Source organism: Streptomyces alkaliphilus (genome assembly GCF_014141535.1).
In the GTDB taxonomy this organism is placed as follows: domain Bacteria; phylum Actinomycetota; class Actinomycetes; order Streptomycetales; family Streptomycetaceae; genus Streptomyces; species Streptomyces alkaliphilus.
Genome location: NZ_VKHT01000101.1, coordinates 1 through 8,916 on the forward strand (window position 1 = coordinate 1; position 8,916 = coordinate 8,916).

Genomic DNA, 8,916 nt, shown 5'->3' on the forward strand with positions numbered 1-8,916 from the left:
CGCCGGCACGGTACCGATGGCCGGGACCGCCCGGCACGGGGGCGCGTACGGTCCCGATCGCGCCGATCCTCCCCGCCCACCCGGTCCCGTCCGGGGCCCGGAGGACGGCCCGGCGGCGCCGAACGGGCCCCGTTCCGGTGGCTCCGCGCGGCCACCCGTCGACGGCGGCCCGGACCCGGTGTCCTCCGCCGAACCTCCCGCGCCCCCCACCGGTCGGGCCGCGATCGTCAGCGGCCTGTGGCCTCCCCGAATCACCCGGGCACAGTTGACCGTCGCGGCCCTGCTCTTCGTGCTGGGGCTCGGACTCGCGATCCAGGTACGGGTCGCGGGGGAGGACGCCACGCTGCGGGGGGCCCGCCCGGAGGATCTGGTCCGCATCCTCAGCGAGCTGGACGAGCGCACCAAGCGGCTGGAGGAGGAACGCACGGAGCTGGAACGGCTGCGCACGGAGCTGGAGACCGGATCCGTGCGGGCCGAGGAGGCACGGCGGCAGAACCGGGAGCGTGAACTGCAGTTGGGGATCCTGGCGGGTACCGTGGCCGCGACGGGCCCCGGTATCGAGATCACGATCACCGATCCCGCCGGCGCGGTGGGTGCCGATCACCTGCTGGACGCCGTGCAGGAACTGCGGGCCGCGGGGGCGGAGGCGATGCAGATCGACGGGGTGCGGATCGTCGCGGAGACGGCCTTCACCGACGCTTCGGACGGCACCGTCCTGGTGGACGGCCATCCGGTGGAGCGGCCCTTCCGTATCTCGGTGATCGGACGCCCCCGGGACCTGGAACCCGCGCTGAACATCCCCGGCGGGATGGTGCAGTCCATGGAGAAGGAGAACGCGACGGTGATCATCGAGCGGCCGGATGAGGTGGTCGTGGACGCCTTGCGGTCCGACGAGAGCCCTGACTACGCTCGGTCGTCATCCTGATCCGCAGAGGATTTGTTCCGTCGGTCCCGGGGCCACCGGGGATGTTCCGTCGGCCCCGGGGGAAACTGATCACATGTCACGGACGTTCCCCGGGTGACCGGGGTGACCAGTGAAGAGAGACCCGTGAGAGAGAATGGTTCCTCCGTCCCGCGGTGGGACGGAGGACGAGGTGCGAGGGGAATCGCCGGTGAGTTTTTTCGCTAAGTTGTTCGGCAGGCGTCAGGGCGGCTCCGAGCAGGCCGCGCGGCACCGCGCCGGCCGGCCGGGCGAGCCCCCTGCGGGTCGGTCGGAGGGCGAGAGCGGGCGGCCCCTGTTCCGTGACGAGGTCGCCGGGACGGCCGCCGGGGATGCCCCCGGCGGGATAGGTGCCGCACCCACGCGGGGATGCCCCCGTTGCTCGACCCCGAACCCGGCCAGCAGCCGGTTCTGCTCCCAGTGCGGAGCCCCGCTGAGGGCCGGTACGGGGGAGGGGTCCTCGGAGACCACCTCCACGATCTCGATCTCCGGCATCGAGGCCTACGAGGCCGAGATGACCGGTCAGAGCGCCGCCCCGTCGCTCTCCCCGGAGGCGCAGGCCGCGGTGGATGCCCTCCCGCCGGGCTCCGCCCTGCTCGTGGTGCGGCGCGGCCCCAACTCGGGCAGCCGCTTCCTGTTGGACAGCGACCTGACCACGGCCGGTCGTCACCCGGAGAGCGACATCTTCCTGGACGACGTGACCGTCTCCCGGCGGCACGTGGAGTTCCGCCGTCGACCCGAGGGCGGTTTCACCGTCTCCGATGTCGGCAGCCTCAACGGCACCTACGTCAACCGCGCACAGATCGACACGGTCGTCCTCACCACGGGGGACGAGGTTCAGATCGGGAAGTACCGGATGGTCTTCTACGCCGGCTGAGTCGGTGTCCCCGGCCCGGTCGTGCTCGACCGGGCCGGGTTTCCGGGGCGGATCGGGGTCCCGGAAAGCCGTTTCCGGCCGGCCTGCGACGGCGTGTCCGCCCATCGAGGGTGGGTTCGACTGTTCAAACCGGCCGGCCACGGCCTAGGGTTGCTGTGTGAACCAGCTCGATGTCGTCGGTGTCCGGGTCGAGATGCCCAACAACCAGCCGATCGTGCTCCTGCGCGAGGTCGGTGGGGACCGCTACCTGCCGATCTGGATCGGACCGGGGGAGGCCACCGCCATCGCCTTCGCGCAGCAGGGCATGACACCTCCCCGTCCGCTCACCCATGACCTCCTCAAGGACGTGGTGGAGGCATTCGGGGAGGAACTCGCCTCCGTCCGCATCACCGATCTGCGCGATGGGGTCTTCTACGCGGAGCTCGTCTTCGCCAGCGGTGTGGAGGTCAGCGCCCGTCCCTCGGACGCCATAGCGCTCGCCCTCCGCGTCGGCTCGCCCATCTACGGCAGTGACGGCGTGCTCGACGACGCCGGCATCATCATCGCCGACGAGCAGGAGGACGAGGTCGAGCGCTTCCGCGAGTTCCTGGACCAGATCTCCCCCGAGGACTTCGGTACCGGGAATCGCTGATCGCCTGCGACCGGCTCCGCTCCCCGCCGCCCCTCCCGGTGGTGTTTCCGGGACGGGAATCGTCACGCGGCGTGGCGATCGTTGACGCGCCCCCCGGGGGTGCCTAGCGTCGGTGGGGCATGTCCCGAACAGCGGATCGCCGTCGTCGTGTCCGCGGGGACCGCCGCGGTGGACGGGGAACGCCCCGAGGCGTCCCCCCGGCTCCGCGGCGACATGCAGAACGGAGGCGGGCGTGATTGGTAACGGCAACGGAAAGGCGGTGGGCGGGGTGAGGACCCTCCGCGGATCGTCCCTGTCCCGCTCCGTGCCCCGACCGGCGTTGCGGCGCACAGTGGTCGCCCAGGGGAGGAATCCCGAGCCGCCCCGGCGGGGGCCCGAGCCGGCCCCCGAGCTCGGCTATCGGGGGCCCAGCGCGTGCGCGGCGGCGGGCATCACCTACCGCCAGTTGGACTACTGGGCGCGTACCGGCCTGGTGGAGCCCTCCATCCGGCCCGCCCGGGGGTCCGGGACCCAGCGCCTGTACGGGTTCCGGGACGTGCTGGTGCTCAAGGTCGTCAAGCGGCTGCTGGACGCCGGTGTCTCCCTGCAGAGCATTCGGGCGGCCGCGGTGGTGTTGCGTGCGGCCGACCCCGCCGAGCTTCCGGGCATGACGCTGCTCAGCGACGGGGTGATGGTTCACCGCTGCTCCTCGGCCGAGGAGGTCACCGAACTGCTCCGGGACGGCCGTGGGGTCTTCGGCATCGCGGTGGACGCGGTGTGCTCGGACGTCCGTGCCGCCCTCGCCGAGCTCCCCGGGGAGCGGGTCGACACGGGAGAGCCCACCGACATCGTCCACCCGGACGACGAACTGGCGCGCCGCCGCCGTCGCGGCTCCTCCTGAGCCCACCTCCGGCCCCTGCCCTCGGGTCGGCCCCCGGAACCGGGGGCCGACCCGAGGGTGTCGGTACCCCGGGGGATACTCGAACGTACGTTCCCGCTCGGTGTTCCCCAACCCCGGGGAGCCGGGGCGCGGGACGGAATCGGCGAGGGACCGGCGAGGGACCGGTGAGGAGGTGCGGGCCCGTGCGGCGGCATCCCACCGTTCTGCACCTGGACATGGACGCCTTCTACGCCTCGGTGGAGCAGGCATCCAAACCCAGCCTGCGCGGTCGTCCGGTGGTGGTGGGCGGACTCGGCCCGCGGGGTGTGGTGGCCACCGCCTCCTACGAGGCCCGACGGCACGGGGTCCACTCCGCCATGCCCACCACCCGGGCCCGTCGGCTCTGTCCGCACGCCGCCTACCTCACCCCCCGTTTCACCTTCTACCGGGAGATCAGCGCGGTGGTCATGGACGTGCTGGGCGACCTCTCGCCACTGGTGGAACCGCTCAGCCTGGACGAGGCCTTCGTGGACCTGGCCGCCGGGCCCGCGCCCGCGGACGAGAGTGGCGCGCGCGCCATCGGTGAGGAGGTGCGCGCCCGTATCCGTGCCCGCACGGGCCTGACCGCGTCGGTGGGCCTGGCCGGTTCCAAAATGCTCGCCAAGATCGCCTCGGAGCAGGCCAAGCCCAATGGACTGGCGGTCATCCCAGTCGGTGCCGAGCGCGCCTTCCTGGAGCCCCTGCCGATCCGTATCCTGCCCGGCGTGGGGCCGGTGACCGGGGACACGCTGCGCCGGGCGGGCATCACCACCGCCGGTGACGCGGTCCGCGCCGGGGAACAGGAACTGATCCGCCTGTTGGGCCGGGCCCACGGCATCGCTGTCCACACCATGGCCACGGGTCGCGACGAGCGCCCCGTGGTGGCGGAACGGGACGCGAAGTCGATCTCGGCCGAGGACACCTTCGACGAGGACCTCACCGATCGCGCCCGGCTTCACACCGAGACGCTCCGACTGGCCGACCGGGCGGTCCTCCGCCTGCGGGACGCCGGTCGTTCGGCGCGTACCGTGGTGCTGAAGATCCGTTTCCACGACTTCACCACGCTGACCCGGTCGGAAACCCTGCGCGGTGCCACCGACGACTCCCTCGTGGTGCGGGAGTCCGCCACTCGGCTACTGACCGCCGTCGGCGTCGGCGAGGGCGTCCGACTCCTGGGCGTGGGGCTCACGGGGTTGACCGGCTTCACGCAGGAGGATCTCTTCTCCCTGGTGGGGGTGGACCGTTCGGGCGACCGCGCGGCCTCCGGGTCGGCGGGCGTTTCCCGTCGTGGGGAGGACGTCGAGATCCCCGACGTCCTCGGTGCCCCCGCCCGTCGTTCCCCGCCGGCCCACCCCTCGCCGAACGCCTCGACCCGGAAAGCCGGTACCGACGCGGCGGCCCCGCGGCCGGCTCCCGGCCGCGACGTCCATCACGCGGTGCACGGTCCCGGTTGGATCCAGGGCAGCGGCCTGGGACGGGTAACCGTACGTTTCGAGCGTCCGGATTCCCCACCGGGACGGGCCATCACACTGCGGATCGACGACCCGGCGCTGCGCGAGGCCGATCCCCTGCCGCTCCCCGCGGTCGGTCACCCCCGTGGATCGGTTCCCTCCCCGGTCGTGCCGCCGGACCCTCCCTCCGCCTCCGGCGGCGTCGGGGACTCCGCGGCCGCTCCGGGCGCGTCACCCGCCAGACGGCCGAAATCCCGGTCCTCGGGTGACGGGGCCGAACCGCCCGGCACATCCAGTCCGTAGTGCCGGTAGAGCTGGAGCTCCTGCTCCGGGGAGAGGTGGCGGCCGACCCCGAAATCGGGGGCCTCGCGCACCAGGGAGCGGTCGAAGGGCACGCGCAGTTCCTCGTCGATCAACTCGCTGGGCTCCAGGGGAACGAAGGCGTCCCGGCTGAACAGACCGGTGCGCACCGCGGCCCATTCAGGGGTCCCGGTGGCGTCGTCGAGGTAGACCTCGTCCACGGTGCCGATGCGTGTCCCGTTGCGGTCCACGGCCCGTCGGCCGATCAATTCCCGGGGGTCGATGTTCGTGTGCACGTTTCCTCCACCTCATCCACCTCGTCGAGCCACCTCGTCGGTGCCGGCGTCCGGTCCGCGGCCCGGACGCCGGCACGGGCCCGGGACACACGTCCTCACCTCTTACCCAAAGGCACTTTCGTTCCGCCTGCCACTCGGGGGGCGCTGGTAGGATCGATTTCGGGTTGCCGACCTCGTGCGGGAGAGTCCGTCGGAGCGCGACTTCGACGGCGCCGAAGGAGCAAATCCTCCCCGGAATCTCTCAGGCCCCTGTACCGCACGGGCGAAACCACTCTGGAAAGCAGCGCGCGCGTCGGGATCGCCGTCGATCCCCCGCCCCGCTCACCGAAGGGGAAAGCCGCCGGGCCCCGGTCCGGCCGGTGAAGCTCTCAGGTCGCGAGTCGTCGTGATGACAGAGGGGGAGGCCGCGGGCGCCCGACCGGGACGCCCGGAGGTCCGGACCAGGAGGCCCCGCATGTCCCAGCCGGCAGACCGGCCGTCGCCCGCCCTCGCCGATCTCGAGCGCGGAACCCCCTTCGCCGCGCGGCACATCGGACCCGACGACGCCGAGCGCGCCAAGATGCTCGACGCCGTCGGCCACGACTCCCTCGACGCACTGCTGGACGCCGCGGTCCCCGCGGTGATCCGCTCCTCCGAGGCGCTCGCGCTGCCCGCCGCCCGCACCGAGGCCGAGGTCCTGGCGGAACTGCGCGAACTCGCCGACCGCAACCGCGTCCTGCGCCCCATGATCGGTCTGGGCTACCACGGGACCGTCACCCCCGCGGTGATCCGCCGCAACGTCCTGGAGAATCCCGCCTGGTACACCGCGTACACCCCCTACCAGCCGGAGATCTCCCAGGGCCGTCTGGAGGCCCTGTTGAACTTCCAGACGGTCGTCTCCGACCTCACCGCCCTGCCCGTCGCCGGCGCCTCCCTGTTGGACGAGGGGACCGCCGCGGCCGAGGCCATGGCGTTGTCGCGCCGCGTCGGGCGCGCGTCCTCCGACGTCTTCGTCGTCGACTCCGAGAGCCTCCCGCAGACCCTGGCCGTTCTGCGCACCCGGGCCGAACCCCTCGGCATCGAGGTGGTCGTGGCCGACCTGGCCGAGGGCCTGCCCGGGGAGATCACCGAGCGCGGGTTCTTCGGTCTGCTGCTGCAGTACCCCGGCGCCTCGGGCGTGGTCCGGGACCCCCGCCCGGTGATCGAACACGCCAGGGAACTGGGGGCCGTGGTCACCGTCGCCGCCGACCTGCTGGCCCTCACCGTGCTCACACCGCCCGGAGAGCTGGGCGCCGACATCGCGGTGGGCACCACCCAGCGCTTCGGTGTGCCGATGGGCTTCGGCGGCCCGCACGCCGGCTACCTGGCCGTGCGCGACCGGCACGCCCGCAGCCTGCCCGGCCGCCTGGTGGGCGTCTCCCGGGACGCCGACGGCCGTCCCGCCCACCGTTTGGCACTGCAGACCCGCGAGCAGCACATCCGGCGGGAGAAGGCCACCAGCAACATCTGCACCGCCCAGGTACTGCTCGCCGTCATCGCCGGTTTCTACGCCGTCCACCACGGTCCGGAGGGACTGGCCACCATCGCCCGCCGCGCCCATCGCATGGCCGCGTCGTTGGCCGCGGGGTTGCGGGCCGGGGGCGTGGAGGTGGTCCACGAGGCCTTCTTCGACACCGTCACCGCCCGGGTCCCCGGTCGGGCCGACGAGGTGCTCGCAGCAGCCCGGGAGGCCGGGATCAACCTGCGCCGTGTCGACGCCGACCATGTCGGCGTCGCCTGCGACGAGACCACCGATCGTGCCGACCTCCTCGCAGTCCTGGCCGCCTTCGGAGCCCCCCTCGACCCGGCCGACCCCCGTGCCCTCGACGAGCTCGACGCGCGGACCCCCGACGCGCTCCCCGGCGACCTCTCGCGCACCGGCGGGTACCTCGCCCACCCCGTCTTCCACGAGCACCGTTCCGAGACCGCCCTGCTGCGCTACATCCGACGGCTCGCCGACCGTGACTACGCCCTGGACCGGGGCATGATCCCGCTCGGTTCCTGCACCATGAAGCTGAACGCCGCGGTCGAGATGGAGCCCATCACCTGGCCCGGCTTCGCCGACCTGCACCCCTTCGCGCCGGCCGACCAGACCGAGGGGCACCTGGCGCTCATCCGCGACCTGGAGGGGCGTTTGGCGGAGATCACCGGTTACGACCGGGTCTCCCTCCAGCCCAACGCCGGCTCCCAGGGGGAACTCGCCGGCCTGCTCGCGGTGCGAGCCCACCACCGGGCCACCGGTCAGGGACGACGCACGGTGTGCCTGATCCCCTCCTCCGCCCACGGCACCAACGCCGCCAGCGCCGTCATGGCCGGCATGGAGGTGGTGGTGGTTCGCACCGGGGACAACGGCGACATCGACACCGAGGACCTGCGGGCCCGCATCGCCGAACACCGTGACCGACTCGCGGTGCTGATGGTCACCTACCCCTCCACCCACGGTGTCTTCGAGGAGAACATCGGCGACATCTGCGCCGCCGTCCACGATGCCGGTGGACAGGTGTACGTCGACGGCGCCAACCTCAACGCCCTCGTCGGTCTCGCCCGACCGGGGCGGTTCGGGGCGGACGTCTCGCACCTGAATCTGCACAAGACCTTCTGCATCCCGCACGGTGGCGGTGGTCCCGGGGTGGGACCGGTCGCGGTCCGCGCCCACCTGGCGCCGTACCTGCCCAACCACCCGCTGCGGCCGGACGCGGGCCCGGAGACCGGTATCGGTCCGATCTCCGCCGCCCCCTTCGGGTCCGCGGGTATCCTGCCCATCTCCTGGGCCTACCTGCGGCTGATGGGACCGGACGGACTGCGCCGCGCCACCGGAACCGCGGTTCTGGCCGCCAACTACATCGCCCACCGGCTGCGGCCGCACTTCCCGGTGCTCTACACCGGTCCCGGTGGTCTGGTCGCACACGAGTGCATCGTGGACGTGCGCCCGCTGACCAGGGTCACCGGCGTCACCATCGATGACGTGGCCAAGCGACTCATCGACTACGGTTTCCACGCCCCGACCATGTCCTTCCCGGTGGCCGGGACCCTGATGATCGAGCCCACCGAGAGCGAGGACCTCGCGGAGATCGACCGCTTCTGTGACGCCATGATCGCGATCCGGCAGGAGATCGAACGGGTGGCCTCCGGTGAGTGGCCGGTCGACGACAACCCCCTGCGCAACGCCCCGCACACCGCGGCGCAGTTGGCGGGGGAATGGCCGCACCCGTACTCGCGGGCCGAGGCGGCCTTCCCGGGCGGGACCGACCCGGCCGACAAGTACTGGCCGCCGGTGCGGCGGATCGACGGTGCCCGGGGTGACCGCAACCTGGTCTGCTCCTGCCCGCCGCCCGAGGCGTACCGGGGCTGAGGTCCGGCCGTCGGAGCTCCGTACCACGACCGGGATCGTGGTACGGGGCGCGCACCGGGGCGCGTCGGATGCGGCCGAATCACGAGGGCCGGATCCGGCCCCGGCGGGCCGACGAGGGGTGTGACGACCGGTCGCACCCCTCCCGCCGGACCC

The 8,916-nt window shown here is 72.6% G+C and carries 6 protein-coding genes, 1 pseudogene and 1 riboswitch; of the genes and pseudogenes, 6 read left to right on the top strand and 1 reads right to left on the bottom strand.

The window, feature by feature from the left end; translation table 11 throughout:
* Positions 1-16: 16 nt before the first annotated feature.
* From FNQ90_RS05815 to FNQ90_RS05835, 5 genes are all read left to right on the top strand, one after another.
* Positions 17-925, top strand: coding sequence for a DUF881 domain-containing protein (locus FNQ90_RS05815; protein WP_182605281.1), 909 nt, complete (start codon positions 17-19; stop codon positions 923-925).
* Between the two features lie 187 nt (positions 926-1,112).
* Positions 1,113-1,817 carry an FHA domain-containing protein gene (locus tag FNQ90_RS05820; protein WP_407699311.1) on the top strand — a complete coding sequence of 235 codons (705 nt, stop codon included), beginning with the start codon at positions 1,113-1,115 and terminating at the stop codon, positions 1,815-1,817.
* A 157-nt stretch (positions 1,818-1,974) separates the two neighbouring features.
* Positions 1,975-2,448 carry a bifunctional nuclease family protein gene (locus FNQ90_RS05825; protein ID WP_143621553.1) on the top strand — a complete coding sequence of 158 codons (474 nt, stop codon included), beginning with the start codon at positions 1,975-1,977 and terminating at the stop codon, positions 2,446-2,448.
* Positions 2,449-2,680: 232 nt separating this feature from the next.
* Positions 2,681-3,328 carry a MerR family transcriptional regulator gene (locus FNQ90_RS05830; RefSeq protein WP_182605278.1) on the top strand — a complete coding sequence of 216 codons (648 nt, stop codon included), beginning with the start codon at positions 2,681-2,683 and terminating at the stop codon, positions 3,326-3,328.
* A 182-nt stretch (positions 3,329-3,510) separates the two neighbouring features.
* The gene (locus tag FNQ90_RS05835) at positions 3,511-5,100 is read left to right on the top strand and encodes a DNA polymerase IV (RefSeq protein ID WP_182605279.1); all 1,590 of its coding nucleotides are present in this window, start codon (positions 3,511-3,513) and stop codon (positions 5,098-5,100) included.
* Here FNQ90_RS05835 and FNQ90_RS05840 read toward each other — a convergent pair.
* Positions 5,031-5,393: pseudogene (locus tag FNQ90_RS05840) on the bottom strand (PRC-barrel domain-containing protein); the annotation flags it as partial. The gene FNQ90_RS05835 and the pseudogene FNQ90_RS05840 sit on opposite strands and share 70 nt — an antisense overlap.
* A gap of 168 nt (positions 5,394-5,561) precedes the next feature.
* A riboswitch (glycine riboswitch) is annotated at positions 5,562-5,660 on the top strand.
* A 187-nt stretch (positions 5,661-5,847) separates the two neighbouring features.
* Between FNQ90_RS05840 and gcvP the strand changes: the two are divergent.
* Positions 5,848-8,763 carry an aminomethyl-transferring glycine dehydrogenase gene (gene gcvP, locus FNQ90_RS05845; protein WP_228470898.1) on the top strand — a complete coding sequence of 972 codons (2,916 nt, stop codon included), beginning with the start codon at positions 5,848-5,850 and terminating at the stop codon, positions 8,761-8,763.
* Positions 8,764-8,916: the final 153 nt, after the last annotated feature.

Bases quoted from the DNA above. Each gene is read 5' to 3' on its own strand.
- FNQ90_RS05815 (WP_182605281.1), top strand. From the start codon at position 17: ATGGCCGGGACCGCCCGGCACGGGGGCGCGTACGGTCCCGATCGCGCC.
- gcvP (WP_228470898.1), top strand. From the start codon at position 5,848: ATGTCCCAGCCGGCAGACCGGCCGTCGCCCGCCCTCGCCGATCTCGAG.